18 protein-coding genes and 1 riboswitch are annotated in these 24,012 nt (G+C 48.0%); of the genes, 3 read left to right on the top strand and 15 right to left on the bottom strand.

Features of this window, described 5'->3' with window-relative positions:
* Positions 1 to 4: 4 nt before the first annotated feature.
* Positions 5 to 457: a SoxR reducing system RseC family protein gene (locus tag GXO76_09635; protein ID NOY78112.1), complete on the bottom strand. Its 453-nt coding sequence runs from the start codon at positions 455 to 457 to the stop codon at positions 5 to 7.
* Between the two features lie 137 nt (positions 458 to 594).
* Positions 595 to 1,737 (bottom strand): AmmeMemoRadiSam system radical SAM enzyme, encoded by a 1,143-nt coding sequence (amrS, locus tag GXO76_09630; protein NOY78111.1) that lies wholly within the window; start codon positions 1,735 to 1,737, stop codon positions 595 to 597.
* A 331-nt stretch (positions 1,738 to 2,068) separates the two neighbouring features.
* Here amrS and dacB point away from each other — a divergent pair, with 331 nt between their 5' ends.
* The 3 genes from dacB to GXO76_09615 all read left to right on the top strand — a co-directional run bounded on the left by dacB (position 2,069) and on the right by GXO76_09615 (position 6,091).
* The gene (gene dacB / locus GXO76_09625) at positions 2,069 to 3,556 is read left to right on the top strand and encodes a D-alanyl-D-alanine carboxypeptidase/D-alanyl-D-alanine-endopeptidase (GenBank protein NOY78110.1); all 1,488 of its coding nucleotides are present in this window, start codon (positions 2,069 to 2,071) and stop codon (positions 3,554 to 3,556) included.
* Positions 3,557 to 3,661: 105 nt separating this feature from the next.
* Positions 3,662 to 4,087, top strand: coding sequence for a DUF3842 family protein (locus GXO76_09620; protein NOY78109.1), 426 nt, complete (start codon positions 3,662 to 3,664; stop codon positions 4,085 to 4,087).
* 165 nt (positions 4,088 to 4,252) lie between these two features.
* Positions 4,253 to 6,091, top strand: coding sequence for a TonB-dependent receptor (locus tag GXO76_09615; protein NOY78108.1), 1,839 nt, complete (start codon positions 4,253 to 4,255; stop codon positions 6,089 to 6,091).
* Between the two features lie 143 nt (positions 6,092 to 6,234).
* On the opposite strand, the gene GXO76_09610 is transcribed toward GXO76_09615, so the two are convergent.
* The 13 genes from GXO76_09610 to GXO76_09550 all read right to left on the bottom strand — a co-directional run bounded on the left by GXO76_09610 (position 6,235) and on the right by GXO76_09550 (position 23,604).
* The gene (locus GXO76_09610; GenBank protein ID NOY78107.1) at positions 6,235 to 8,022 is read right to left on the bottom strand and encodes a PAS domain-containing protein; all 1,788 of its coding nucleotides are present in this window, start codon (positions 8,020 to 8,022) and stop codon (positions 6,235 to 6,237) included.
* 240 nt (positions 8,023 to 8,262) lie between these two features.
* Positions 8,263 to 8,568 carry a YfhL family 4Fe-4S dicluster ferredoxin gene (locus tag GXO76_09605; protein NOY78106.1) on the bottom strand — a complete coding sequence of 102 codons (306 nt, stop codon included), beginning with the start codon at positions 8,566 to 8,568 and terminating at the stop codon, positions 8,263 to 8,265.
* Between the two features lie 55 nt (positions 8,569 to 8,623).
* Positions 8,624 to 8,824: a DUF2892 domain-containing protein gene (locus tag GXO76_09600; GenBank protein NOY78105.1), complete on the bottom strand. Its 201-nt coding sequence runs from the start codon at positions 8,822 to 8,824 to the stop codon at positions 8,624 to 8,626.
* A gap of 674 nt (positions 8,825 to 9,498) precedes the next feature.
* A complete protein-coding gene (locus GXO76_09595; GenBank protein NOY78104.1) occupies positions 9,499 to 11,214 on the bottom strand; it encodes a hypothetical protein in 1,716 nt (571 codons plus the stop codon).
* A gap of 22 nt (positions 11,215 to 11,236) precedes the next feature.
* Complete coding sequence (locus GXO76_09590; GenBank protein ID NOY78103.1) at positions 11,237 to 11,674, bottom strand: MerR family transcriptional regulator; 438 nt, start codon at positions 11,672 to 11,674, stop codon at positions 11,237 to 11,239.
* Positions 11,675 to 12,092: 418 nt separating this feature from the next.
* Positions 12,093 to 13,355, bottom strand: a complete 1,263-nt coding sequence (gene murA / locus GXO76_09585; protein ID NOY78102.1) for a UDP-N-acetylglucosamine 1-carboxyvinyltransferase — start codon at positions 13,353 to 13,355, stop codon at positions 12,093 to 12,095.
* A gap of 27 nt (positions 13,356 to 13,382) precedes the next feature.
* On the bottom strand, positions 13,383 to 15,089 hold the full coding sequence (gene recN / locus GXO76_09580) for a DNA repair protein RecN (GenBank protein NOY78101.1): 1,707 nt from the start codon (positions 15,087 to 15,089) through the stop codon (positions 13,383 to 13,385).
* A 103-nt stretch (positions 15,090 to 15,192) separates the two neighbouring features.
* Positions 15,193 to 17,403 carry a T9SS type A sorting domain-containing protein gene (locus GXO76_09575; protein NOY78100.1) on the bottom strand — a complete coding sequence of 737 codons (2,211 nt, stop codon included), beginning with the start codon at positions 17,401 to 17,403 and terminating at the stop codon, positions 15,193 to 15,195.
* A gap of 1 nt (position 17,404) precedes the next feature.
* Positions 17,405 to 17,878, bottom strand: a complete 474-nt coding sequence (locus tag GXO76_09570) for a 6,7-dimethyl-8-ribityllumazine synthase (protein ID NOY78099.1) — start codon at positions 17,876 to 17,878, stop codon at positions 17,405 to 17,407.
* Between the two features lie 253 nt (positions 17,879 to 18,131).
* On the bottom strand, positions 18,132 to 19,367 hold the full coding sequence (locus tag GXO76_09565) for a bifunctional 3,4-dihydroxy-2-butanone-4-phosphate synthase/GTP cyclohydrolase II (protein ID NOY78098.1): 1,236 nt from the start codon (positions 19,365 to 19,367) through the stop codon (positions 18,132 to 18,134).
* Between the two features lie 137 nt (positions 19,368 to 19,504).
* The gene (locus GXO76_09560; protein ID NOY78097.1) at positions 19,505 to 20,152 is read right to left on the bottom strand and encodes a riboflavin synthase; all 648 of its coding nucleotides are present in this window, start codon (positions 20,150 to 20,152) and stop codon (positions 19,505 to 19,507) included.
* A gap of 78 nt (positions 20,153 to 20,230) precedes the next feature.
* Positions 20,231 to 21,319: a bifunctional diaminohydroxyphosphoribosylaminopyrimidine deaminase/5-amino-6-(5-phosphoribosylamino)uracil reductase RibD gene (ribD, locus tag GXO76_09555; protein NOY78096.1), complete on the bottom strand. Its 1,089-nt coding sequence runs from the start codon at positions 21,317 to 21,319 to the stop codon at positions 20,231 to 20,233.
* Between the two features lie 80 nt (positions 21,320 to 21,399).
* A riboswitch (FMN riboswitch) is annotated at positions 21,400 to 21,519 on the bottom strand.
* Positions 21,520 to 21,765: 246 nt separating this feature from the next.
* The gene (locus tag GXO76_09550; protein NOY78095.1) at positions 21,766 to 23,604 is read right to left on the bottom strand and encodes a T9SS type A sorting domain-containing protein; all 1,839 of its coding nucleotides are present in this window, start codon (positions 23,602 to 23,604) and stop codon (positions 21,766 to 21,768) included.
* Positions 23,605 to 24,012 lie beyond the last annotated feature (408 nt).

Genomic DNA, 24,012 nt, shown 5'->3' with positions numbered 1-24,012 from the left:
CCCGTCAGTTTTTGGGAGATTTATCTTTTATTTCAATATTCAGGGGCAGGCTGTTGCTCAACACTTGAATCACAATGGGCTTAAAGGCGCGTTTTTTGGTTAGAACCGGATCCAAAAATTTTACGACAAGCAGAAACAGCGCAAACCCCAGAACACTCCCAATGATCTCAGCCAGACGCCCGAATGCGTGTCCCGCAACGTACCCCACAGCCAAGCCAAGCAGGGGGAAAATAAAAATTAAAAAGGCAGACGTAATGGCCGCTCCGGGATTCATTTCCAATTTCACCCAATCCCCTTCTCTTGCGTGAATGGGATTGGTTGCCGTTAACACGGGCTTCTCCACTTCACTGGGATTGCAAACCGAATGAAGCGCACAGCTTGAACACGATGATACCGGTGTCAGCTCAACAACAGCCTCGTCCCCATGAACTTCACGAATTATTCCCGTTTCTTCCATTTCCTCATCCGCTCTCTAAGTCCCACTAATCTTTCACCCCGTTGAAGCAGGGTGATCGTATAAAAAATCCTGCCCATCTTTGACCAATCAGCACAATTCATGTGGTGATCGCTTGTGGAGATAAGTTCCTCTCTGCCCTACGACCACACGCCGGGTATCTTGGTTCCACAGTAGGGACATTTACCATTCTTCAGCTTATTTTCAATAATCTCGTAACCAATCCGGTAAATCAGGCGTTTCCCGCAATGGGGACAGTACGTACTCTCCGCCGGATTCCCGGGAACGTTCCCGATGTAAACATAGTGGATTCCCGCCTCCATGGCCGTTTTCCGGAGTTTTTCCAGAGTCGAAACCGGAGTAGGCGGCAAATTCTTGAGCATGTACTGCGGGTAAAATCGAGAAAAATGGAGCGGGACGTCGGGTCCGAGCGTTTTCACAATCCATTGACTCATTTGCCGAATTTCATTTACCGAATCATTCAACGTGGGAACCACAAGGTACACAATTTCGAACCAGATTTTTTCGTCATGCAGAACCTCCAGCGTTTTCAAAACCGGTTTAAGCTCCGCCGAACAGATGTCGTGATAGTATTTTTCCGTAAAGGCCTTCAAATCGATTTTAATGGCATCCAATCGTTTGACCAGCTTCCGAAGCGGGTCCGGGTTAATGAATCCGGCAGAAACCATGACACTGCGAATACCCTCGCGCCGTGCATCCACAGACGTATCGTACATGTACTCGTAAAAGACCACCGGCTCGGCGTACGTATAGGCGATGGAGGTTACCCTTCGATCCTTTGCAATTTCCACCACTTTGTCCGGCGGAAGGTAAATATTCTCGGTCTGTTCGGGCCGAAACTGGGAGATTTGCCAGTTCTGACAAAACTTGCATACGAGATTGCAGCCTGCGGTGGAAATGGAGAAGGCCTGTGTGCCGGGCAGAAAATGAAAAAACGGCTTTTTTTCAATCGGATCGATATGGGCCGCACAGGGATTGGCATACGCCAGAACGTAATACGTTCCGCCCCGATTTTCCCGATTTCCGCAAAAGCCCCGTTCCATATTGTCAATTACACATTTCCGGGGACATATTTCGCACTGAATCTTCTCGTGCTCTAACTTTTTGTAGAATCGGGCTTCCTTGGCCACAAAAATGTGCTTGTGATCAATTAAATCCTTGATGCCGTTCTTCTTCTTTCTGATAATCAAGGGAGGCACCAGGGGTGCTCCCAACCCCACACTCCCCAAAGCGGATACTTCCAAAAATTCTCGTCGTTTCATTTTTTAGATTCCCAATCCGCCAAAACCTGCGGTTTCCGTCACGCCTGGGCGTGTTCCAACAGAAACCGGCCTTTTTTATGAAAGTGGACTTTTTTCTCAAGGGCCCAGAATCAGTTTACTTAAAATTACAATTTTTTCTTGCTCTTGGCAAGTCTTTCTAAAGTAATTTAAAAAGGCCTTGATTTTTATTTGCAAAACCGTTAAAATGATAGCGAATCGTAAAACGACGCGATTCGAGAGAAACAAATAATTGGGCACAAAATCCGAACAAAGAGAATTGAACTGCCACCAATCCAAACTATCTTCAAACAAAATCGGCAGGAGTGTTAATATGAACAAAGGTTATTCCAGGCTGTTTTTTAGGACGATTTTAATTCTTGCAGGACTCATTCTTTTTACCTCCTGCGCCGGTGTCGTTCCCAAAAAAGAACGGGTAAAGCCCCGCAATCCGGTAAAAAATCTGCAGGAAAAAATCGATTCGCTGCTGACGACACCTCTCTTTAAAGAAACACAGGCTGCCGTAAAGATAATTTCACTCACAAACCACACGGTTATTTACGATCGCAACAGCGATCTCCTTTTAAATCCGGCCTCCAATATGAAATTGTTGACAACGGCAACCGCACTGACCCTTCTGCGTCCCAATTTTACTTTTAAGACCTGTTTGCTGGCAGACAGCGCAAGTGTCGGTGATTCCGTCATCACGGGCAACCTTTACCTGAAAGGCGGCGGCGATCCCGACCTGGTGGTTGAAGACCTTCAAGATCTCATTGATCAACTGCAGGTAGACGGTATCTCTCACATCACCGGAAATCTCGTGGCCGATGCTGCGGCACTGGACAGTCTCCCCCGCGGAAAAGGCTGGATGTGGGATGACGATCCGGATGATTACGCCGCACATTTGAGCGCCCTGACGCTCAATGACAACTGCGTGAATGTGCTGGCCAAACCCTCTGAAAAAATCTCCGATAAAGTGAAGCTTTTCATCTTCCCTCAAACACACTACGTTACGGTCGAAAATAATGGCGTAACCGGTGATTCGGCTCAGGCTAACAGCCTTAAAATTTCCCGTAAATGGATGACCTGCGAGAATGTCATTACCGTTAAGGACACGCTCCCCGTGAATGCGCCGCCTTATCAGATCACGCTCAACATTGAAGATCCCACACGCTACACGGCCACCGTTTTTGGTGAGCTGTTGAAAAAAAATGGCATTCAAATTGACGGACACATTTTAAAGGGCATATCGCCTGACGCGGCTGAAACGCTGGCCGTTCATAAATCGCATCCGCTGCGCGATGTGGTTGAAAACACCAATAAAATCAGCGACAACCTCTCAGCCGAACTTTTGCTAAAAACCGTGGGGGCGGTTACACGTGGAGAACCGGGAACGGCCGAAAAGGGCCTTCAGGCCATGCGGCAGTTTCTGCAGAGCATCGGGATCGATTCCACGTCTTACTTCGTTGTCGACGGGTCGGGGGTTTCCCGTTACGATGTGATTAATGCCGATCTCATCACCCGATTACTCGCACACATGTACGGCGATTTTACCGTTTCCTCCGAGTACCTGACCTCTCTGCCCATTGCAGGTGTAGACGGAACCCTTCAAAAGCGGATGATCGGAACGGCTGCTCAGGGAAAATTGCGGGCCAAAACCGGAAGCCTTCGGGGGGTGTCGTCTCTTTCAGGCTATGTGCCCACACAGGATGGAGACGTCTGGGCCTTTTCCATGCTGATGCAGAACTTTGTCGGTTCGGCTTCGCCCTATCGCGCCGTGCAGGATTCCATCGGTGTGTGGATGGCTAAATTCCACCGGTGATTTGAAAAACTCAAGACGCAGGAAAAGGCCTTTGGAACAGGTCGAGGACTATTTTTGTGATTTCCGTCTTGATTTTCGGGACTATTTTGGATAAATTATTTCACTATGAAAATTGCCATTATTGACGGCCAGGGAGGGGGCCTTGGAAGCAGTATTATTCAAAAATTAAAAGAAAATCTTTCATCCGAAGATGAAATTCTGGCATTCGGTACAAATGCCATTGCCACCTCCCAGATGATGAAATCCGGGGCACAAAAAGGGGCCTCCGGTGAAAATGCCATCTGCCGGAATGCACCGCGGGTCGATTTGATTATCGGACCCATCGGCATACTTCTGGCAAATGCCATGCTGGGTGAAGTAACTCCTGCCATTGCCGAAGCCGTGGCATCCTCACCGGCGCACAAAATTGTTTTGCCCATTACCACGTGCAATGTGGACGTGGTCGGAAAAAACAGCGACAGCCTTCCCGAAATGATTCGTCAGATTGTGGAGAAAGTGCTCCAATTTAAGGAAGGAAAGCAATCGTCCTGATCTGCCAGCGGATTGGGATTTTAGCCGTTTCGTCGTCTGCTTCTTTTGTTTCATTCCCTAATTCGGTTCACGAAGAACCTTCGAAAACTCAAATCACATGACAATGCTCCGTCCGGAGACGGCAGGATTGAATGCAGTCAGATTAAGGAAAAGGAGGGTTCTAAGATGAATCGATTCGCAAAACAGGTCGTTTTAGTCGGGATTTTTGTATTTTCCGGATTCCTTGCGGCGATGGCCGGGCAACCTGCCCGGAGCGACACATCCCGTCACGTTACGTCAACCTACCAATTGGCCCCCGTTGTGATTACGGCCACAAAGATTCCACAATCCACACGGGATCTTTCCATCAGTGTGTCCGTTTTACCTGCCGGGGAAATCCGGATGGAAATGGCTCAAAATCTGGGGCAAATTATTGATGAGGTTCCGGGAGTCACATCCATTCAATTCGGAACGCTGGGTTCGGTCAGCCAGAGCGGGCCGGCCGGCTCGAAGAATCTGAGTGGTAGCAAAATTCTGATCCGGGGGACGAATGCCGTTACGATGATTGACGGACGTCCAACCATGATGGGGATTTTTGATCACCCCATTTCCAATGCATTGAACCCCTACCTCGTCAGTCGGATTGAGATTGTGCGCGGACCGGCATCGGTGCTTTACGGTTCAAACGCCACGGGCGGCGTAATTAATCTCTTAACACCGGATATTCGCAATCAAAAGAAAACTTCGGTACGATTCTCCACCGGGAGCTTCCGCGAACGCATTTTTAATATTCAAGAAGTTTACAGTTCCGATCGATTGGGCGCTGCTGTCTACTGGAACGGATATGGCACGGACAGCAACCGTGAAACCGGCGGATATCAGGCCCACGATTTTTTTGCCAAGGTTTTTGCCACTCCCCTGCCGGACTGGCGCATTCAGGCATCGGTTAAGCGCTATCGGGGCTTCTGGCTGGACCCCGGGCCCGAAAGTCATCCTTTAACGAACAACTGGTTTCGGTTTACCCGCAGCGGATACGACTTTCAATTGAAAGGTAAATCTTTTCTTGGACATACCGAGCTTCTGGTGTACCGAAGCGACGGTCATCATGCCATCTACGACGGTTATCTCTCCGACGATTTTACAAACGGTGCAAAATTCAGTCAGGCATTTTCACCGTGGAAAAACAATCAAACCGTCGTAGGATTTGATCTCAGATCCTACGGTGGAACGGATCTCAATCGGAATAAATCCTGGAGTGTTTTGGAATGGGCCCCCTATTTCCTGACCCAACAAATGCTGTTTTCAAAGCTTATTGCGTCTGTGGGATACCGTTTGAATCATCACGAGGTTTACGGATTTAAATCCGTTCCCTCCATCGGACTGGTTTTTCAGGCCAATAACAGCCTCTCGCTTCGCGCCAATGTTAGTCAGGGATTTCGATCTCCCTCCGTGATGCAGCTCTACCTGTATCCGCCTTCCAACACCGACCTGACGCCCGAAACAAGCAAGAGTTTCGAGATGGGTGTAAACTACTCCACCCGGTTTATTCAGGTGGATGTAGCCGCTTACCGGTTAAAGGGGCAAAATCTCATTCAGTTCTATTTCCCGGATAAAAAATTCCGAAACGTGGGAACCTTTGATTTTACGGGAGTTGAAACCTCCCTTAAGTTGCGGTTAACCGCTCACATCAACAACACGCTTTCCTTTACGCATCAGGATGTCGGTTCTGTGACGGGTTACAATCCGCAGCATAAGCTGGTCAATCTCCTCACCTTCCGGAACAAGAGAGTGGATATTGGGATCAAATCTGTGTGGGTACACAATCTGTACAGCGAAAACAACCATCGCGAAAAGCTCCCGGATTTTTTTGTGACGGATCTTCTGGGGCGTGTTCACCTGAATCGGTGGGCAGATGTGCAAGTGGCCCTCCGAAACATCACAGATGAGGCCTATCAAATGGAAGAGGGATATCCCATGCCCGGAAGGAATGTGGAACTGGGGCTTCAATTTCATATGAAACAATGAGTCTGCCCTAAAAAGCGTTGCCCACCAATTTCACGAATTTTCACGAATTGATTTGATTGAAATTAAATGAGTGAACTTAGTGGGGTGTGGAGTGAATTCAATAAGTTCAAGAACGGATTGAGTGGCGGGCAAGGCCGCTTCACTCAATCCGTTTTGTCTTTTTTCAACAAACCGTATTTTGTCATTTTTCGCCAGAGGGTGGCTTTGCTCATTCCCAATTGTCGGGCGGTTTTTACGCGGCTGCCCATATTTTGAATGAGAGTTTGGTAGATCAGGTTTTTCTCATATTCCAGAAGTGCCTCTCCCGGCTTTTCTTGTGTCAATCGGAGGGTGTTGAAATTCCTTTGAAACTCTGTTGGCAAATGTTGAACGGTAATGATCTCCGTCTTGCACTGAATAAAAGAAAATTCCAGGAGATTCTCCAGTTCTCTTACGTTGCCGGGCCAATTATAATCCATAAAAATTCGCAAAACCTCCGATGAAACGCCGCGAATCCGTTTCCCCATTTTTTCGTTGAACTTCTGAATAAAATAATCTACCAGCAAGGGAATGTCCTCTTTCCGTTCCCGAAGCGGGGGCAAATGAATGGGAACCACATTCAAGCGGTAGAATAAGTCCTGCCGGAAAGCGCCCGTTTCAACGGCGTCCCGAAGATTTTTATTGGTTGCGGCCACAATTCGAACATCAACCCGAATGGATTTAATGCCGCCTACACGTTCAATCACGTGTTCATCCAATACGCGTAAGAGCTTGGCTTGCAAGGGATAGCTCATCTCGCCGATTTCGTCCAGAAAGAGGGTTCCGCCATCGGCCAATTCGAATCGACCGGGTTTTTCTCGAACGGCGCCCGTAAATGCACCCTTTTCGTAGCCGAACAATTCACTTTCCAGAAGGGTTTCCGGAAGCGCGGCACAATTGACGCTGATAAACGGTCCCGAACGCCGCAAGCTGTTAAAATGAATAGCTTTTACAACGAGCTCTTTTCCGGTGCCGCTTTCACCCTGGACCAGAACTGTGGCATCCGTGGCTGCCACGTCCTCCAGAAGATCGTACAAATCCTGCATGGGTTTGCTTTTGCCGATAATCTGGTCGAATCGGTAACGCTCTTCCAATTCTGATTTCAGTTCCCGCAATGGAGACAAATCGCGAAAGGTTTCCACCGCCCCGCTGGCCTCTCCTTTTTCATTGATCAGGGCAGAACTGGTTACGCTTACAGGAATCGTTTTTCCTTCTCTGGAAACAATTTCAACCTCCAAATTAAAGGTTGGTTCGCCCGTTTGGAGGGCCCTCCGCATGGGACAATTTGTGTCACAGTTGCTCCCTCTAAAAACTTCCCAGCAGTGTTTGCCAAGAACCTCGTTGCTGGAATATCCGGTAATTCTTTCCGCTGCAAGGTTAAAAGAGGTGATCTGCCAATCCGTGTTTATTGTAAAAACGCCGTCGGTAATGCTGTTCAGAATGGCCGTCAGCTTATTTCTTTCGCGCAAAAGCTCCCGATTTCGAATCAGGAGTTCACTCGCCAGGCGGTCCATTTCAGTCAGATCGCGAAAGGAAAGGACCGCACCAGCAATTCCGCCCTCAACGCTCATTAATGGAGAAACGCTAACCACCACTTCAAGGGTTTCGCCGGCCGCATGTCGAAGCGTGGTTGTTATATTGGAGAAAATGCGTCCTGATTTCAGGGTTTGCCCCACTAACTGATCCTTCTGACAGATGGGCATTTTCAGAACATCGTAGCAGGATTTCCCCACAATTTGATCGCTGGTTATTCCGGAAATCCGTTCAGCGGCTTCGCTGAAGCTGATTACAATCAGATTCTCGTCCACGGCCAGCACCCCATCCCCTGCCTGACGAAAATCTCGGAAATCTTCCTCTGTTGGAAAATGATCCGACGTCCAGATAAGATTTTTATCGTCTGAAGAACCAGTCATCTATTTTCCCTATTCTAAATGCGTTGAACGAATTATCCCGTGAAACTTGCCGCAGAAGGTATCGGGCAACATATTCGCTGACATGGGGACGGCCCGTTCCAGGAGGAACTATTTTGGTTCCCGAAACAACCATTTTTTATTCTTCTTGGCTCCGCGTGTTCATTTCTTTAATCTCTGAAACAGAAAAGGGATTCCTGACCATCGTTCAGAAATCCCTTATAAGTGGCTAAATTCGTATCTTTAATCAAAACTCTGATCCGGATGCAGCTTCTTGGCTTTGGCCAACAACGTGTCATGGTCTTCCACATGATCAGGATCAGGCACACAGGAATCAACCGGACAGACGGCTGCACACTGCGGTTCGTCATAAAATCCGACGCATTCCGTACACTTATCCGGAACGATATAATAAATATCATCCGATAAAGGATCGTGGGTCTCACCATTCAATTCCCACGGTACGCCGCCCTCGTAAATCGCCTCATTGGGACATTCCGGTTCGCAAGCACCGCAATTGATGCATTCCTCGGTGATCATTAAAGCCATTCTTCATTTCCTCCTAATTTAACGTTTGTAATAAATTACAGTCAGTTTTACAATCCTATTCCTTTTTGGCCGTATTAATTTTAAGCAATGGATACAGGGCGCAAAAACGAACAATACCGGTGAAAAGCGCAATAATTCCAAGAACAATAAAAATCCACTTCAATGTACCTGCGAATACTGCAAAGGCCAGGACTAAAAAAATAATTCCGAGAAGAATTCGGATCAACCGGTCCGTACTTCCAACATTTGCTTTCATGTTTTCCTCCAAGTTTAATTAATTTACAATTTCCATTTTTAAAAAGCAAGATGAAAATTAGGATTTTGAGTATTTTACGATATTTGTCCTGTATTATTTACAAAATTTCGCCACAAAAACTCTAAGTTACGAAGATTATTATAATTAAAATATTCAGCAATCAGTTTGTTTTGAATCGATTTCCTATTTCAATAAATCCTGATTTATCTTTTTTTACCCTTGTGCTTTTTTGACTTTGTGGCTAATGAATCTTTTAGGTTATTTGGATTCCGGCTTTTTCCGCCGGGGTCCCTCCCAAACCAACACGAGCCCCAAAACGACCCCAATAAAAATGCCCGTAAATGAATTCCGTGAGAGCGGGCAGGTTCCTCCCGAACAGCGAAGAGCATAGCTTAGAAAATAACCCCGCCACACCCCCCGCCACACTGCCCCCTGCATATCGAAAAATCTTCTTTGGATTCACAAATACTCCCTGTTTGAATGCATTAGTAATGATTATCAACTGCTTTTTCATCTTAACACAAAAGATGGAAAAAATCAACATTAATTTTATCTGCTTCGTTTGGGTGAACCGTTTTTAGTCTTTGGTAAATTCTTTCATTCCTGAAATAAAAAAAAGCCCCAAACAAGTTGGGGCCTTTTAGAATCTTTTGTGAAAACAGGGATGTCTTTTTCTATTCTCTCGGTTCTTCGAGTGCTTCAATCTCGTCCGGCGAGTAACCCAGTTTTTTAAAGTTGAGAATGCTGTCTTTTGAGTGGCATTCGTTGCAGGATCGTCCTTTGGCCTTGATACCGTGGTCCAGCATCAGGTAGCCGTCAGAGCGCATCTCCGTCCAGAAATAGCGATCCTTCACGGGGCGCTTGTAATAGGATCGATCCCAGGACTTAAACCCCATATCACGGGCCAGTTCATCCATAAACATGATCTTCATGGGGAGGCCATAGAACATCCTCATGTAGGGTTTATCTTGTGCAACCTGAATGGCTTTTTCGGGATTTCCTGTTTCCATGTAGGTTTTGGTATCGAACGAAAGGATCCATCCCTGTTGGGTTGGCGTTGCATTGTGTGAATCTTCGGTCATCATGGCATTAAACAGCTTGAATGGCGTAATTTTGGATTTGCCATCATCTTTCTTGCCATTAGGTGTGGCCATTATGCCGCCTGTACCGTCAAACCAGCAAAACGCCATAACGCCCTTTGTTCCCCCTTTGATGGTTGGCTTTGGAACATAAAAACCGTCTTCATAAACCGGATGCCGCCAGTCATTGTACCGAATATTATTATCCGGAAGACCGGTGATGTGACAGGTTGTACAGGATATTTTTTCCGTATGTGTATTCAGGATGTCTGCTATATCTTCATTCTTTTTATGCGGGGCAGATGTGTGGCACTGTTCACACGTGAGTGACACCTGAGGCAAATCGTTTGCTACCAAATCGCACGTTTTCTTTCCCTTTGCAATAAAATGGCCGTAGGTTTTGTGACAATCCAAACAGCTCATGCCAGCGGCCGCATGAACATCCTCTTTGGGTGTGTAGGGGCTGCCGCGCTTCACGTATTGATGGATAATAGAATGGGTTCCGGCGGCGGTTTTGACGTTATCCGGACTGTTATCTCCAATAAAATTATGATCATGGCACAATCGGCAATTCCAGGTGGTTGGTATTCCAACGCTAACGGCCGCTTTGAGACTTCTGTCTTGTGCCCAGCGGTAGCCGTGCTCATCCTTCACCACGACCTTTTTGGAAATGTCATACTCTTTGGCATGACAAATCAGACAATCCACAGATTCTTTTTCATTTTTTGTGATTTTTCCCATGGGCGACACTTCCCGCATCATTCGATAAACGGGGGGGCCGTACGTTCCGCCAATGTGACACTGTCCACACCCCTCTGAATAGATTTTCCCGTCCTCCCGGTTTTTTATTTGAAGAGCCCATGCAATCCCTGACTGTGCTCCGGGGATACCGCATGCGCGATCAATCATTCCCATGGGAAGTTTAACCTTTTTCCCATGGACGTCATAGGTGTATTGAGGAATCGAATACCACTTCATGTGAACCGATTCCACAACATTGTCCATTGTTTTCACATCTTCCCATTCCCCTGTATCCGGATTTTGAACCCGGATGGTTTTGTGGCATTTTAGGCAGGTTTTGGGTCCCTCGTAGGACGTAATTCCATATTTTTCAAATCGAAGCGCATGATCGTATCCCTTTTTCTTGGCTTCTTCGATCACCTGCCGGGCGTTCACCTTTTCGGGTTTGAACTCCGGCCTCTCATACATGACCCGAACGGCCTTCGGAGCACAACCCGCTGCCATGAGTATGGCTGCCATAAAAAAGAAAACCAGGAACCATTTTGTCCGTGCGTTATCCAATGTCCTCATTTAAACTCTCCTTTTTTGTTTCTTATGGATTAATGGCTCTCATCTCATTTAAAAATGCTTTCATATTATCACATTTCAGTGCCTTTGAATAGACCGGGCATAACCGGCAAACTTCAGGAGCAACCCGTTTTTTTTCTTGTGCAAGCATCCAACAGGGCTTTTCACTATTTTGATAGGCGGGGCATGTCTGTCTCTTTTCGGGGGGACAATTTTTTATTTCCCAGCACGGGATTAATGAAAGCAGCCTTCGAATTCCCTCAATATTCAATCCTTTTTCATTGATCATTCGACGAATACAATTAACCCAAACAAGATCATTTGCGGAATAGACGCGCCGTCCCGTTTTGGTTTTATGGGGAATGAGTAATCCCTCTTTTTCATACATGCGCAGCGTGGGAACGGCAACGTGAAGTTTCTGAGCGGCAATTCCTATCGTGTAAATGGGTTCCGTTGCATCAATAGTGAGTTCCATCGACGGGGCCTTCTTCTTCTGTGTTCGAATTTCTATTTTCTTTACTATAGATTACAAATAGCGTGCCTGTCTATCTCGCTGTGTCCTTTACTCTTTATTTTACACACATATATCCATTTATTGAATGGTCAGAGCAGCAGACGGGCCATGGGAATTATTCTTATTTTTGGGATTATTTTTGGAATATTTTCCTATTTTTGCGAATAGAGATTTTATGGAAACAATACTAAGGATTAGTTAATTAAGCGTGTAAGAGGGCCTGCGTTTAGCCCCCAACATCTCAATCGCTGTGAAGAATCGCAGATGGCAAGAGAATCTGAAAGAATTCAAATATTATCCTTGTGTTGTCGTCGCTGGCAATTTAGAAATTGATCAAAAGGGATACGGTCCTGTTCAGACCCCAGGGTTAAAACTCCTCCGTTCTGACGCGTTGAATATCTGCCCCCAAAGCCTGCAGTTTTTTTTCAATGGCCTCATACCCACGATCGATGTGGTAAATTCTCAGAACCTCTGTTTTCCCCTCGGCTACCAGCCCGGCCAGAATAAGTGAAGCACTGGCCCGAAGGTCCGTTGACATAACCGTTGCCCCGGTCAGTTTCTTCACGCCTGTCACCGCAGCTACATTGCCATCAAGTGTGATATTTGCCCCAAGGCGCATGAGTTCCGGAACGTGGGCAAACCGATCCAGGTAGACCGTATCGGTAATCACACTTGTTTTATCAGCCACGCACATCAATGCCATCCATTGGGCCTGCATATCCGTGGGGAAACCCGGATAAACGGCTGTGGAAACATTGACGGACCGGATTATTTTTCCTGCACGCAATGTAATGGACGATTCATCCGCTGAAATTCGGGCACCTGTATCCCCCAGTTTTGACAGAATTGCCGTGAGGTGCTTGGCCTCGGCCTTTTCTACGGTGATTTCTCCCCCCGTAATCGCTCCGGCAATCAGAAACGTTCCCGCTTCAATTCGATCCGGAATCACTGTTCCATCGGCCGGGTGCAGTTCGTCCACGCCCTCAATTTCCAGGTGATTTGTTCCCAGACCGCTAATTTTTGCCCCCATGGCATTTAGGAATTCCCCCAGATTGGTAATCTCTGGTTCCATGGCCGCATTTTGAATAACGGTGGTTCCCTTTGCCAGCGCAGCCGCCATCATCGCGTTTCCGGTTGCACCCACACTCGGGAAGTCAAACGCAATAACAGCCCCCTTCAATCTTTTGGCCCGGGCAACGATATATCCGTTTTCCAGATCGATGGCAGCGCCCATTTTCCTCAGGCTTTCAATATGAAAATTCACCGGTCGCGGCCCCCATGCGCAGCCGCCGGGCAAAGAAACCTTCGCATAGCCATTTTTTGCCAGTAGCGGCCCCAATACATAAATGGAAGCCCGCATTTTTTTAACCAGATCGTAAGGAGCCTCTAATTTGTCATAATGAGAGGAATCCAAAACCATGCGGTGATTCTCAAACTCAACGGAAACACCTATGATTTCAAGCAGTTGCTTCATGGTGGTCACATCCCGTAGAAGGGGGATATTGGTAATCACATATTTCCCCCTTGCCAGTAGCGTGGCCGCCATGAGTGGAAGTGTGGCATTTTTGCTGCCACTGACGGGTACCCGCCCGTGAAGCGTTCGTCCGCCGTTTATGACAAATTTATACATGGTTGTTCTCTTTTTTCAGACAGATAATCAGGAGTTTTCAAAGGCCTTTAACAGCTCTTCAGCACTTTTTAAATTGACATCACTTATTTTTTCACCGCCAATTAATTTGGCAATTTCAACTACTCTCTCGCTCTCATTCAAAGCACGCAGCTTCGTGTGCGTCCGATTCGCTTCAAACGTTTTCTCAACCGTATAGTGTGCATCTCCGGCACTGGCAATTTGGGGCAAGTGGGTAACGCAAATAATCTGGTGACTCTCTGCCAGCGCATGCAGTTGCCGCCCCACTGTTTGTGCAATCCGTCCGGAAATACCGTTGTCAATTTCATCAAATATCAGCACCGGAATGCGATCCTTCTCAGCCAACACCGACTTGATGGATAACATAACTCGGGAGATTTCTCCTCCGGAAGCAATTCTGGACAATTCCCGCGGTGCTTCACCGGGGTTTGCCGAAAAGAAAAACCGCACGCGATCAATCCCTCTGGCTGTTCCCTGATAAGACGTTTCACCTATTTTAACCCAGCCATCTGGCTCCAAAAGGGGCTCTACCTGAACGCGGAAAACAGCCTTTTCCATGCCCAATTTTTTCAGAAGCCCTTCGATTTCGAGCTTAAGTTTTTGCGCGGCCGCTTTTCGCTTACCGGAAATAATCTCTGCAAGTTCAGTATACCGATGAATTTCGGCGTCTATTTTCTTTTTCAGCTGATCCACTTCATCCTCTACCGAATCGACCAGCCGGAGTTCCTTTTCAATTGCAGCCTTTTTTTCGAGGATATCTTCAATAGTCGATCCGTATTTCTTCTTCAAACGAGCCAGTGTATTCAGACGATTTCGAATTTTTTCCAAGCGTTCCGGATTAAATTCGAAATGGGTGGTGTAATGCTGAAGAAATTTCGCAATTTCATCCACATTGATCTTTGCTTCCGTGCTGAGTTGTGCAAACTCTTCAAATTGTTTATCGATTTGCTGTAATTCCGAAAGAATGCTTTCAACACGCGTTAACAGCTCATAGGCAGAAGGCTCGTTTTCGTACAGAAGCTGGTAGGCATCCGAACTCAACCCAAACAGCTTCTCACTATTCGCAAGGATTCTTTCCTCTCTCTCCAATGCCTCATCTTCTCCGGGCAAAGGCTGAATTCGCTTGATTTCATCCAGTTGAAATTGCAAATAGTCCCGGCGCTCTTCAAGTTGCCGGCCTTTCTCAATCAGAAACTGTACATCCTTTTTGAGTGAACGGATTTTTCGGTAACTCGCCCCAATCTCCTGTACCTGAGATTGGAGGCCGGCAAAAGCATCCAAATATTCAATGTGTTTTTCGTTTTTAAGAAGCGATTGATGCTCGTGTTGCCCGTGAATATCCACAAGCAATTCTCCGAATGCGCGAAGAATCTCGGCAGTCACCGGGGTATCGTTAATGAAAGACCGGGACCGGCCGGAGGCATGGACTTCCCGCCTGACCCGAATCTCATGATCCAGGATGTCCAAATCATGCTCACTGAGGAATACGGTAATCTCGGGAAGAGAAAGGGAAAACACACCCTCCACGATGGCTTTTGGGGCATTTTTCCGAAGAATTGAGCGATCCGTTTTTTCCCCCAAAAGCATATTCAGCGCATCAACTATGAGAGATTTTCCGGCACCCGTCTCACCGGTAATAATGTTTAGCCCTTTTTGGAATGAAATCATTACTTCATCAAAAAGGGCGAAGTCTTTAATGTACAGTGAGGTTAGCATTTCTGGTCACACCGGTATTGCACGTTTAAATCCTTTGAAAAAATAAAAGCCAAATTCAGGTTATAAATTTACTTCCCAATTCGGGATTCCCCCTTCTCACCCGCTATTCCTTCACCACAGCCAGTTTTGCCACTTTCGATTTTCCATCTGCAGTAGTCACGACTACCAGATAAATACCACTGGAAACCAGAGTGCCTTTTTCATCCCGGCCATTCCAGGATATCCGGGCACCCAATACCTGTTCCTCCGGGAACGATTTCACCTTTTTCCCGGATTCGGTGAAAATAAAAACACTGCTTTCTTTTGCCAGATCATCGATAATGAGTTTTTCATTTCCCGACCCCACCAAAAAAGGGTTGGGATAGACACGCAATTCGGATAAGTCATTTTTCGGGGCCGTGTACGGGGTCACAAATCGTGAGAGCCCTTTTGTCGTTCCGATAAAGGCCTCGCCCGTTCGGGGATTGAACGCCACATCCTGGACGTTATTACTGGCAATGGGACTGTTTTCCGTCGTGTAGTGGGTCCAGCGATAGCCGTCGGGATCCAAGACACTCAATCCCGCGCTTGTACCAATCCATTTGTTATTTCGCGGATCAATCGTAATGGAATTGATGTCGTTCGTAATGAGGCCGTAGCGAGGCTGGACGGTACCATCCAGATAGACATCCAGGCCTTCCTTTGTCCCAATCCAGAGGGCCCCGAAATCGTCCTCAGCGATCGCCGCAATGGCGTTGCTTTCGAGTCCGTCGGCCGTCGTTAGATTGCCCATAATCTCGTCATCCGATTTATCCAGGGGGGTGCCGTTGTCGGAAAAAACGCTGATCCCGCTGTTCTCCGTGCCAATCCATTTCCACCCCCGATGGTCAATCAACAAACAGGTTACTTTATCCGACGACAACCCCAATTCGGAATCCGAAAAGTAGACCCACTGAGAATCGGGCGTCATGGCGGCCAGAACCTGATGGTTGTAGGCGTAGTAATTGAGCATCCAGACGGTTCCTGTCTTTTCAACCTGGATATCTGTAACGACAGCGTATTTTGTGTCAACAGGAATACCCGCCAAGTGCCCCGTAGAAGGATTAAAAATCTGAATATGATTATCCTTAACCAAATAAACCCCGCCTCCCCAGGTGCCCATCCACACATGACCCGCCAAATCCACAGCAGACGCTTCCGCATTGTCAGAAGGAAGGTTTGAGTTTTTTCGATTAAAGACCGTCCAGGTTTGGCCATCGAAACGGCCAAATCCCCATCCATAAATATTGGCCGATCCTGTCCACAGCGTGTTCTGTTGATCAATTGTAAGCGCCTTGAAATTGTTTCCGCCGGGGCCATTCGGCACCAGGATTTTTGTCGAATCCTTTTGCGGATTATACCAGGTCACTCCCTCACCGTCTGTTCCCATCCAGAAATTTCCGGTTGAATCAACAGCAACAGACGTGACCCGATTCAGGTGTCCCTTAACTAACTTCCATTCCCCCGAAGATTGGTAGCTGTAAAGACCGGTTTCGGTCACCGCGTAAATTGTATGATCCTTCTGATAAAACTGCTGAACCTGGCTATTTCCCAATCCCTGAGACGCATAAACCCAGCGTCCTCCCTCGAATTGGGCCACGCCAAAATCGGTTCCGGCCAGAATGGTTTGACCTTTCGCAAATAACGCCGTTATTCCATCGGAAGGCAGCCCTTCGTTTGTCGTAAAGTTTTCCCAGCTTTGAGGCGCTTTCAGATTGACCTGACGCAAATCTGCCCGGGCAATACCATTCGGTGTCCCCACCCAGATGTACGGATAATCCACAGCCACGGCATTGACTGCCACTTCAATAGGAAACGATCCAAGATTCTTGTAGGTTTCCTTCACTTCCATCTTGTCCAGCAGGAAGAGACTGACCCCAATATTGAGTCCGATAAAAACGCTGTCTCCCAGGGGCACGATGTCCTTTATCTGATTGCGACTAAAATCATCAATAATCTTAAGGCTTTTGTTCAGGGGATTGTAAATATTGATGAGCCCATTTGTGAAGCCAAACCAGAGGCTCCCCGTGTGATCCACGGCAATATGAGACACATCGTTGTAACTTAATCCCTCTGTATTCGTCAGCGAAAGGGTTTCCTTGCCGTTGGGTGAAAAAGCGACGACTCCGCCGTTCGTTGCACACCAAATGGATTGGTTCCAGGACGTGAGATCACGAATGTGTGATTTGTTTGTGAACGTTTTCCAATCCCCCACATCGGCCCACACCAACTGTACACCGAGGAAAAAAAACAGGACTACCCACCCGATTCCACGTAATCGTCCGAAATACCTCACATTACTTTCCCTCAATTTGTGACAGCAGATTGACCATTTCAATGGCTGACAGCGCCGCATCCCAACCCTTGTTGCCCATTTTGGTGCCCGCGCGTTCAAGTGCCTGTTCAAGCGTGTCGGACGTAATAATTCCGTAGAGGGTCGGAATACCTGTTTGCAAATTTATCTGGGCAATTCCCTTGGTTACTTCTGCGGCAATGTATTCGAAATGCGGCGTTGCCCCACGAATAACGGCTCCCAGGCAAATCACGGCATCGTACCGGCCGGAGGCCGCCATTTTTTGGGCAGCAAGCGGGATTTCAAACGACCCCGGAACCCAGGCGATCTCGATATCCCCTTCGGCCCCGCCATGACGCACAATGCAGTCAGTGGCTCCTTCAACCAGTTTTCGAACCACGAGTTCGTTGAACCGCGAGGCTACAAATCCAAATTTCTTCCCGGTTGCCTCTAATTGGCCTTCAAGTAATTTTGGCATAGTCCCTCCTGAAATAGTTGATTTAAATGTAAAATGAATCCCTTTAAAAATCAAGATTTAATTCGTGAGGCTGGCAATTACGCATCTTAAAAAGGCCACCCCAACTTGATTTATTGCACGGACGGGTTTAACGACTTGCCTTGCTTATTGTTTCGTCCCCAAACACCCTTTCTGAAGGTTGAGGGGAATGCCGGCTCAACCCCATTCACCATGGTTATTTTGTAAGGGATTGGCTCATTCCCATTCCTGTCGCTTATTTGCTCTTTTGGGGATCCTTTTCTGCGGCCAATCCGTTCAAAATATGACCCATCTTATCGCGTTTGGTTTCAAGGTACTTTAAATTAATGGGATTGGGCTTCACTTCAATGGGAACCCGTTCCACAATTTCCAGTCCATATCCCTTTAATCCCACAATTTTTTTGGGATTATTCGTCATTAATCGAATTTTCCGAACACCGAGGTCTATCAGAATCTGTGCTCCGATTCCGTAATCGCGCAAATCCGGTTTAAATCCAAGAGCCTCATTGGCTTCCACAGTATCCTTTCCATGTTCCTGGAGATGGTAGGCCTTAATCTTATTTGCCAAACCTATTCCGCGTCCTTCCTGACGCATGTATAAAAGTACCCCCTTGCCCTCTTCGGCAATCATTTGCAGCGCTTTCTCCAGCTGATCACCGCAATCGCAGCGGAGAGAATGAAACACATCTCCCGTAAGACATTGAGAATGAACCCGTACCAGAATGGGTTCATCCGGATTGATGGTTCCCTTGACCAATGCCACGTGGTCATTGGGATCGATATCGCTTTCGTAGATGTGAATCTCAAACAGCCCAAACCGTGTGGGGAGATTGGCTACGGCCGCTTTCCGAACCAGGTGCTCTTTTCGGCGCCGATATTCGATCAGATCACGAATGGTAACAATCTTCAGATTGAATTTCCCGGCGATTTCAAGCAGCTTGGGAACGCGGGCCATCGAACCATCCTCGTCCATAATTTCACACAGCACACCTGCGGGGTACAAACCGGCCAAGCGTGCCAAATCCACGACTGCTTCCGTATGTCCGGCTCTCCGGAGAACCCCTCCCCGTCGGGCACGCAATGGAAAGATGTGCCCCGGGCGGGCCAGATCCCCGGGCCGTGTGTGAGGATCAATCAGCACCTGAATGGTTTTGGCCCGATCGTGGGCCGAGATTCCTGTTTTTACGCCCTTTTTGGCATCCACGGAAACCGTGAAGGACGTTCCCAGATGGGCTGTATTCTCCGTAACCATCGGTTGTAAATCGAGGTCCTGAAGCCGTTCGGGGGTCATGGCCACGCAGATGAGTCCCCTCCCATGTTTGGCCATAAAATTAATGGCTTCCGGGGTCACCTTTTCCGCCGCCATGATAAAATCGCCTTCGTTTTCGCGATCCTCATCGTCCACCACAATAATGATTTCGCCCTTTTTGATGGCTTCAACAGCCTCTTCAATTGTATTAAAATCACTCATCTAATCTGTTCCTTTATTGATCGTTAAAAGAATCCTCTATTTCCAAAGATTTTACACGTCCCCTAATTCGCGTTATTCGCGGCTTGAAAGCAAACCACAGAGATTTAAAAATAGTCTCTTGCTCTGTATTTCCATTGCTAAAATCCCGCTTGTCTCAGCCACTCCTCAGTGATTTTTGAATCCTCTGCGGCGTGCTGGTTTTTCAGGAATTGATACACGTATTTGCCCAAAAGGTCCATTTCCACATTAACGGAATCCCCGGGCCGCTTCGTGCGAAATGTTGTGTGCTCCAGCGTAAAAGGAATCACGGCTAGTTCCACACCCGTTTCCAGAATCTTGGCAATTGTGAGACTGACACCGTCAACGGCAATGGAACCTTTCTCAACAGCGAACGGCCTCAGATCTTCCGGCAAATGAAGGGTTAGCCTGAAATTTCCGGTTTCCTCGCGTGAAAAGGATTCAATGCGTCCCACACCGTCCACATGCCCCTGGACAAAATGGCCGCCCAGACGATCAGAGGGGCGCAACGAGCGCTCCAGATTGACCGGATCATTGATTTTTAATTGACCTAATGTTGTTCTTGAAAGGGTTTCCTTAACAACATCAACCTCAAATGATTCCTGACTTGCAGAAATCACTGTTAGGCAAACACCGTTCACGGCGACACTCTCTCCCAACACCAGGTCTCCGGCCATGTGAGGGGCCCGAATCCGAAACCGTACCCCGGCTCCTTCATTTCGGATGGTGTCCACGGTGCCAACGTCTTCAACCAAACCTGTAAACATAGCTTTAATCCTGTTTATACTCAATGAGTTTCGGAATTGATTTTCTATTTTGTTAGAGATTTTTTTCGAAATTTATGATCAGGCTATTTGCTTGAATTCGAATAGCCCGTCCTCCCCGATTTTCCGTTGTTTCAGGAGCTTTAGCGGAATGGCTTCCTCCATTTTTTGAAAGCCAATGCCGTCAAAGGGTCCCAATCCGCTGCCTGCAATTTTGGGGGCCTGAAACACGGCCAGCCGGTGAAAGGCCTTTTGGTTTAGAAACGAGGAAAAAACCCCGCTTCCCCCTTCGACCAAAACCGAAATGATTCCCAATTCTGTTAGTTTTTCAAGCACCTGTTTTAAATCAAAATGGCCGTCAGCCTTTTTTTCAATCTGAAAAACGGTCACACCTTTTCCCTGTAATGCACTAATTTTCTGGCGATTGGCCGCGGCGGTAAAAAGAATCGTTCGGGCGGCTTCCCCGTCACTGACGACTCGGGCCGAAAGCGGCACCCGTAATCCGGGGTCCAAAATGACCCGCCGGGGATTCCTTCCCCGAACCATCCGCACGGTGAGTGCAGGATTATCTTTCAGAACGGTGCCAATTCCCACCAAAACGGCATCCATTTGCGCGCGCCACCGATGCACCAGCCTGCGGGATGCTTCTCCTGTAATCCAGCGGGAATCACCCGTCGGGGTCGCAATTTTGCCGTCCAGGGTTTGGGCAATTTTGAGTCTTACAAACGGAAGTCCGGTTTCCATAAACGTGAAGAACGGTTCGTTGAGTTGGCGCGCCTTCTCGCCCTCTACCCCAACGGTCACGGCAATCCCGGCTTGTTGCAATTTTCGAATGCCCCGGCCGTTGACCAGCGGATTGGGGTCGGGTGTAGCAATGACCACGCGGCTTATTCCCGCCTTAATCACCCGATTGACACAGGGAGGCGTCTTCCCGTAGTGGGAGCAAGGCTCAAGCGTCACGTACAGGGTGGCGCCGCGTGCCGCCTCACCGGCCTCCCGGAGCGCAAATACTTCTGCGTGGGGACCACCAAACTGACGGTGGTAGCCCTTCCCGAGCAGCGTCCCATTTTTGACAATCACGGCACCCACATTGGGATTGGGTGAGGTTTGACCCAATCCCCTCCGGGCCAGGTTGAGCGCCAAACGCATCCATTTTTGATCATCCGTCATTGGCTTTTTCCATCTAACAAAAAACCCCGAATCAATTTCGGGGCTTTATTGGGTACATTTTGGGCTATACCAAATGCTCCGTGCACCTTCTCCCATCCGGACTGTCACCGTCGGCTTCGGAATTTCACCGAATCTGTCGCCTGAGCAACTCGCGGGCTTTCACCGCCGGTCAGGATTTTCACCTGGCCCCGAAGATACACAAAATTTTGTTCTAAATATAGGACATTCTTTCTTCAAAATCAAGTAAGAAACGTCCAGTCGAAGGAAAGGTCCATCCTGCCTCGTTCAGCAAAAGGAGCGAGCAAATATGAAAATATTAACCTTATGGCCATCCCTTTGAAATGTTTTCCGCTTTTTGGAGCGGGCGAATTCCTTTGACAAAACCCAAAACTGGGGCAGGCAGGTTTGATAGCTTATCCCTCTTGCAAATTCGGCGGCACGTTACTCTACTTCAGATAAACCAATTTGTGAAGGGTCTGTGTCCTTCCGTCGATTTCCAGTTTACACAAATAGGTGCCGGACGGCACCGCCGCATTTTTTGCGTTGGTTCCGTCCCAGAAAACCGATTTTTCGCCGGCCGGCAGAACCCCATCAAAAAGCGTCGTAATTTTTTGCCCGGTCAGATTAAAAATGTCCAGTCGAACACGAGCCCGCCGGGAAATCGAAAAACGGATGGTCGTCACCCCATTAAAAGGATTCGGGTAGTTGGTCAGCAATGTGGGGGTGACGGGACGTTCCGCGGCGGCTTCCCGGACGCCGGTTGTGCCACGCTTCAGAACCAGCATCTGCACGGTGCCAGCCGGAATTTCAAACGATCCTCCAGTCCATCGTATGGGTGTGCGTCCGTCATTGGTGTCGTCCACCTGGTATACCTCTACCTGAAAATTGGCCGGGCGAACCGGTACACCTTCCAAAATCAGGGAATAGGTTTGGGCCTGTTCTTCCGTATTCGAAATAAGCACACCATAGCCGCTTTTTCCCTTTCCTGCCAGTACCCACAGTTTCAAGCTGTCCGTTCCCACCGAGGGAAAATCGCTGCTTAAAAGTTTAGGGTAATTTTTCACCATTTGAGAACAGAGGCGGAAGGCAAGGGCCTTGGGTTTGTACGAGCCCCGGGGATCGCCGTAGAAAAGACCCGTCCAGCCCATGTTTTGGTCGTTGGGCCCGGCACTGGGGTCAGAAAGGGCATCTCCTGCGTGATAGTAATACGCTCGCACCACATCGGTTTGCTGGAGGGCAATCCAGATGCCCGTAAACATGGCCGCGCCCTCTTTTTTGTTCATCAACTCGTTTAGTTTGGTGCGAGGCAATTCAACCAATCCTCCCGCACTGTTTTCTTCATACGGATTGACACCGTAGGCGTCGCAAATGAGTTCCACTCCTTTGAAAAAATCCGTTCCGGCCCAGGGGACCGAAGCAAAGTCCCCGACGCCATTCAGCAAATCCCGAAATTGGCGCCCGGCCTGGTAATAGCGCTCGGGATTATTTTGCCACAGATGCCAGCCGATCCAATCGGGGCGCAACTGCTGATTGTACAATTCCGTCAAAAAGGCAATGGCCGGATTGTGCGTGGTCTCCCCCTTAATCACATTCATTGTTGGCGCTAAAAAACCGGGCCCGCCTACTTTATAGCCGGGGAAAGCCGATTTGACGGCCTTGAACGCCTTGGCCCAGAAGTGAATAAACTCCGGGTCCGACCGATCCCAGAATTCTTTGTTGGGCCATTCGGTAAAGATGTTCAAATAGCGAATGGGCGATTTATTCCCCCGCCAATGGGTGTAGCGCCGGGCAATCTTCAGGGCAGCGGTAATCCAGTGGTCTTCCTGGATTTCGTTTTGGGGGCCGTGAAAATCGTGCTCACGAACGCTGCAGTGCGCCTCCCCTCCCAGACGGAAAAAGGGTTCGAATCCTCCGTCAATAAAACTCTGGAAAAGGGTATCGCTGGGTCCCCAATGGTAGTACGCATCATTGTCCGGGTCGCAATCCCACGATGGGTAGGTGCTGGTGTCCGGACAACTAAAAATGGATTCAATGTCCAGTCGGTCGTCCCAGTAGGCGTTGTTTCGAATGCTTGTGACGCCAATGTCCTGAAACTGCGGGGTCAAATCGGGTGCGGGTGAGCCGTTTCCCGGAAGCGGGCCGGAAATGACGCCCAAAAGGGGTTGAAGAAGGGTGTCGGTACTTGTATTTCGGGTAATGATCAGGGTGTGAGTGGGATTTTGTGCGCGGGTGAATGAAGCTCCTGCTGCAACTAATAAGAAGACGAAGATCAGTGATTTTTTCATGTTCTCCTCCGCGATTTACATGAAATATTCAAAAATTCCGCCTGCAACCGATTGCATTTTTCAAATAATACACACCACAGTAAAAAAAGGTTTAATATTTTGGACTCTACTGAAATTTTTATGGGAAAAGCAATATTCCTGAATAGTGAGGCACGGCCTCTTTTGAACCCACCCCCTGACTCCCCCCCTGATCTCAGGGAGAGGGCCAGAGGGAGGGTCAGAATGGAATGCTTTTTGTGTTTTAAGAAAATAAATCTACAAAAAAGCCAGTAGAACCAATATTTTTGGGTGAAATTAAGATCTACAAATGTTCAACGCCTTCGGTGTTTTTTGGAGATTCTCTTGTTTTGGTTATTGATAATTGAATTTTGGAATTTATTTGGCTATTGAAATTCGGAATTTCATCCC

Source organism: Calditrichota bacterium (assembly GCA_013151735.1).
Taxonomy (GTDB): domain Bacteria; phylum Zhuqueibacterota; class JdFR-76; order JdFR-76; family BMS3Abin05; genus BMS3Abin05.
Note: the sequence above shows the minus strand (reverse complement) of the source record. Positions and strands in the feature narration are given on the sequence as shown.

What these genes read in the sequence shown, in the direction of transcription:
- amrS (NOY78111.1), bottom strand. Translation starts at nt 1,737, where the DNA reads ATGAAACGACGAGAATTTTTGGAAGTATCCGCTTTGGGGAGTGTGGGG.
- GXO76_09605 (NOY78106.1), bottom strand. Translation starts at nt 8,568, where the DNA reads ATGGCTTTAATGATCACCGAGGAATGCATCAATTGCGGTGCTTGCGAA.
- murA (NOY78102.1), bottom strand. Translation starts at nt 13,355, where the DNA reads ATGTATAAATTTGTCATAAACGGCGGACGAACGCTTCACGGGCGGGTA.
- recN (NOY78101.1), bottom strand. Translation starts at nt 15,089, where the DNA reads ATGCTAACCTCACTGTACATTAAAGACTTCGCCCTTTTTGATGAAGTA.
- GXO76_09615 (NOY78108.1), top strand. Translation starts at nt 4,253, where the DNA reads ATGAATCGATTCGCAAAACAGGTCGTTTTAGTCGGGATTTTTGTATTT.
- GXO76_09560 (NOY78097.1), bottom strand. Translation starts at nt 20,152, where the DNA reads ATGTTTACAGGTTTGGTTGAAGACGTTGGCACCGTGGACACCATCCGA.
- GXO76_09570 (NOY78099.1), bottom strand. Translation starts at nt 17,878, where the DNA reads ATGCCAAAATTACTTGAAGGCCAATTAGAGGCAACCGGGAAGAAATTT.
- GXO76_09610 (NOY78107.1), bottom strand. Translation starts at nt 8,022, where the DNA reads ATGACTGGTTCTTCAGACGATAAAAATCTTATCTGGACGTCGGATCAT.
- GXO76_09565 (NOY78098.1), bottom strand. Translation starts at nt 19,367, where the DNA reads ATGAGTGATTTTAATACAATTGAAGAGGCTGTTGAAGCCATCAAAAAG.
- dacB (NOY78110.1), top strand. Translation starts at nt 2,069, where the DNA reads ATGAACAAAGGTTATTCCAGGCTGTTTTTTAGGACGATTTTAATTCTT.
- GXO76_09635 (NOY78112.1), bottom strand. Translation starts at nt 457, where the DNA reads ATGGAAGAAACGGGAATAATTCGTGAAGTTCATGGGGACGAGGCTGTT.
- GXO76_09600 (NOY78105.1), bottom strand. Translation starts at nt 8,824, where the DNA reads ATGAAAGCAAATGTTGGAAGTACGGACCGGTTGATCCGAATTCTTCTC.
- GXO76_09620 (NOY78109.1), top strand. Translation starts at nt 3,662, where the DNA reads ATGAAAATTGCCATTATTGACGGCCAGGGAGGGGGCCTTGGAAGCAGT.
- ribD (NOY78096.1), bottom strand. Translation starts at nt 21,319, where the DNA reads ATGACGGATGATCAAAAATGGATGCGTTTGGCGCTCAACCTGGCCCGG.
- GXO76_09595 (NOY78104.1), bottom strand. Translation starts at nt 11,214, where the DNA reads ATGAGGACATTGGATAACGCACGGACAAAATGGTTCCTGGTTTTCTTT.
- GXO76_09550 (NOY78095.1), bottom strand. Translation starts at nt 23,604, where the DNA reads ATGAAAAAATCACTGATCTTCGTCTTCTTATTAGTTGCAGCAGGAGCT.